We start from the raw sequence: 3,673 nt of genomic DNA on the forward strand, positions 1-3,673 counted from the left end.
CTTTCACCCTCGACCTGCACAACATCCGCGCTCCCGGATGTCAGCTCCTCAACGCGGACCTGAACGGCGCGGACCTGAGCTACGCGTACTTGCGGGACGCGGACCTGAACCACGCGGACCTGAGCCTCGCGGACCTGAACTTCGCGGACCTGGGCGACGCGGAGCTGGGCGGCGGGAACCTGAGCGGCGTGTACCTGCGCGGCGCGGAGCTGGGCGATGCGGACCTGCTCGGCGCGGACCTGCGCGGCGCGTACCTGGGCGACGCGAACCTGAGCGGCGCTGAACTGCACGGCACGCACCTGCTCGGCGCGTACCTGACCAGCGCGAACCTCCACGGTGCGCGCCTGAGCTACGCGATCCTGAAAGGCGCGCACCTGAACGGCGCGGACCTGCGCCTTGCGGACCTGCGCCTGGCGAACCTGAGCGGCGCCGACCTGCGCGGCGCGGACCTGCGCGGCGCCAACCTGCAGAACGTCAAGGGGATGTCGGCCGACGAGGTGCGCCGCGTCGCGCGAACTGATGCGGCTACCCGGTTCTGAGAACAGCCTCGGCAGGGACCTTTGACACGAGTTCCACCCACTGATCTGCGAATTCGGCCGCTTGCGGCTCGTGATACGTCCGTCAGTGTGCCGTCCGCCGTAAGTTCCCGCTGAAGGCCCTTCAGCGGAACTCACATCCGGAAGCGGGGAACGGGAGGGGAAGTTTCTGGTGACGGCGGGGGGCGATCGGGTGGGGTCGCTTGTGCCCGGTATCCGGACTCGGGCGTGCTGGGTGACCCAGTAGAGGAGCCAGGCGGCGCCGGTGGCGCCGAGGGCGTAGGCGGCGCCGCAGACGGCGGCGAACAGTGCCGCCTGGGCCAGGCGGCGGGCTTTGCGCTCGTACCGCCGCCGCGGGCCAGGCCGCCCCCGGGCCGCCCCCCAGGCGCGAGGTGCGGGGCGGGGCGTTCGAGGTCAGGGGCGGTGCTGCGTCGCAGCAGGCCGCGAGCCCGGTGCCCCCACATGTGGGGACCAGGAATGGACACCATCTCCTCCAAGATCCTTTTCACGTCTCCCGGCCGTTCGTCCATTCACTAATCTGGGATGTGAACAGCACGAGACGTGAAATCGAACGTGACATCAAGATCCTGGTAGGTTCGGCCCCGTCCCCGGAAGCGGGGAACCCGAGTGAACTCAAAAATGTTTCGCCGCCCTCTCCTTCCCCGCCCCAGGGAAGGGTCCCCTGGGGCGGTGACCCAAGGTTTTGCAGGTCAGAGCCACCTGGGATCGGGTGTACGTTCATGATCAAAAGAAGGCATCCCCCCGGTGACGCATCAGAAAAGCGTCCGCCGCACCCTGAAAACGGACATTCTGGAAGTTATCACGCTTGTCACATACCTCGACGATTCGTTGAAAAGTCGTGGGGCTTCGGACAGTCGGCTGTTCCTGGCCGCGGGCGTCGGTCATTCGAAGTTGGTGAATACCCTCGACGGCAGTGAGGTTCCTCACTGGCGCGTCCTGCAGCACTATGTCCTCGGGCCGCTGAGCCGCCAGTGGGATCCCCTGAGTGCGGAAGAGCTCGCTCAGCTTTGGCGCCTGTACGAGGCGGCGAGCGCGAAGCGGCCGCCCAAGGAGCCCACCGAGCCGGACCAGATCACCTTCCTGGAGCAAGACCTGGCGCAGGTGCGTCACCTGTGCAGGCGTCTGCAGAATCGGCTGAACACCGCGCTCGCCACCGGCATGGCCGATCAGGAGCGCACCGGACGGCTGACCGAGCTCGTCACCACGCTGCGCGGCCAGGTGGAGCAGCTGACCGACGAACAGCGCTTGACCCGCTATGAGATTCAGGTGAGGGCATCAGAGGTCTCCGGCGTGCTATCGGTCTCCTCGCGAACGGAGGCCTGTTCGTGGCGGGTCAGCAGACCGATCACGATCGCTCCGGCGGCGACGATGACGGCGCTGATCAGGGCCGTCACTTGCAGTCCTGTGGTGAAGGCGTCCCGGGCGGCATCCAGCAGCTCGGGGCCGGCCGGTCCGGGAAGCCGTTGCGCGGTCTCGACGGCGCCGGCGAGACTCTCCCGGGCCGCGCTCTCGGCGGCGGGCGGGACCCCGGTGGGCAGGGAGTCGCTCACGTCGCTCCGGTAGATCGCCGTTCCCAGGCTGCCGAGCAATGCCAGCCCGGCGGCGAGCCCGAACTCCTGACCGGTCTCCGAGATCGCCGAGGCCGCGCCGGCCCGCTCCGGGGGTGCCGTGGAGATGATCCGGTCCATTGCCAGGAGGATCCATGGGCCGAAGCCCAGGCCCATCACGGCCAGGCCGGTGATGACCCATGCCAGGCTGCCGGTGCTGATCAGTAGCACGCCGGCCGCGACGACGCCCATGGATCCGGCGAGCACCACCGCCGGCCGGAACCTGCCGACGACCTTAGGCGCGAACTGCGTGCTCAGCAGCACCGAAGCGGTCTGCGGCAGCATCCACAGACCGGCTTCAAGGGGCGACAGGCCCCGGACCAGCTGCAGGTACTGATTGACGAAGAGCATCACGCCGCCCATCGCGATGAGCCCCACCATCAACGAGGCGAGCGAGACGCTGAAGTCGCGGTAGCGGAACAGCCGTAGATCGATCATCGGGTCGGCCAGCTGCCGCTGCCGATGCACGAAGACGACGCCTAGGGCAAGGCCGGCCACGACGGTCACCGCCACTGGCGCGTCCGTGCCATGGGTGGCGATGCGCTTGATGCCGTAGATGAGCGAGAGCACGGTGCCCAGGGAGAGGACCGCGCTCAGAAGGTCGAGCCGTCCGGCCTCCGGGTCGCGGTACTCCGGCAGCAGGACCGGCCCGGCGAGCAACAGGATCGCCATCACCGGCACGCCCAGCAGGAAGACCGAACCCCACCAGAAGAACTCCAGAAGCAGCCCGCCGACCAGCGGACCGATCGCGGACCCCACCATGAACCCGCCCATCCAGACGGCCAGCGCCTTGGTGCGTTCCGCGTCGTCGGTGAACATGTTGCGGATCAGCGACATGGTCGACGGCATCAACGTCGCCCCCGCCACGCCGAGCAACGCGCGGGACACGATGAGCATCTCGGCGGTGGTGGAGTACGCCGCCAGCAGGGACGCCACACCGAAGGCGGCCGCGCCGGCCAGCAAGACCCTGCGCCGCCCGATCCGGTCCCCCAGCACCCCCATGCTCACCAGGAATCCCGCGATCATGAAGCCGTAGATGTCCAGGATCCACAGCAGCTGGTTCGCCGTCGGGTCCAGGTCAGCGCCCAGGTGCGGGACCGCAAGATGCAGCACGGTCATGTCGATCGAGATGAGCAGCGTGGGCAGAGTGAGCACGATCAACCCGATCCACCGCCTGCGAACGGCGACCATATCCGGTCCTTCCTCGCTTGGGGTTCAGCCGTCCGGCCGCGCGGGCGGCCAGTCGCCTACGAGTAAGAAGCCGTCGATTGAGCACTCGATTCCGCGATGTCGCCTGGCTCGGCCGAAGGCCTCACACCGACTCCGTCACGCGACCTAAGCCCCTTCTCGCAGTAGGTGGAGCCATCCGTTGATGGCGGGTGATCTCAAGGATGGTCTGGTAGCGGACGGAGAGCTTGTCATAGCGAGTCTCCACGGCCCGGTGCCGGTCGGGTAGCCGGGTCACCTCGCCGTGCACCGGCCCCTTCATCCGCAGCCACGACCCCGCCC

General features: G+C 68.1%; 3 protein-coding genes. 1 reads left to right on the forward strand and 2 read right to left on the reverse strand.

Features of this window, described 5'->3' with window-relative positions; genetic code table 11:
- Window positions 1-539, forward strand: a 539-nt coding sequence (locus E1264_RS41350; protein ID WP_132182846.1) for a pentapeptide repeat-containing protein, incomplete at its 5' end; no start/stop codon positions are given.
- Window positions 540-1,819: 1,280 nt separating this feature from the next.
- On the opposite strand, the gene E1264_RS41355 is transcribed toward E1264_RS41350, so the two are convergent.
- Together E1264_RS41355 and E1264_RS44950 are read right to left on the reverse strand one after the other, a co-directional pair.
- Window positions 1,820-3,355 carry an MFS transporter gene (locus tag E1264_RS41355; protein WP_132182848.1) on the reverse strand — a complete coding sequence of 512 codons (1,536 nt, stop codon included), beginning with the start codon at window positions 3,353-3,355 and terminating at the stop codon, window positions 1,820-1,822.
- Between the two features lie 121 nt (window positions 3,356-3,476).
- Window positions 3,477-3,673: hypothetical protein (locus tag E1264_RS44950; RefSeq protein WP_207936933.1), on the reverse strand; the 197-nt coding region annotated here is incomplete at its 5' end.

The organism is Actinomadura sp. KC216, assembly GCF_004348535.1.
GTDB lineage: Bacteria > Actinomycetota > Actinomycetes > Streptosporangiales > Streptosporangiaceae > Spirillospora.

Excerpts from the sequence above, each read along its gene's own strand:
- E1264_RS41355 (WP_132182848.1), bottom strand. The coding sequence starts at position 3,355 with ATGGTCGCCGTTCGCAGGCGGTGGATCGGGTTGATCGTGCTCACTCTG.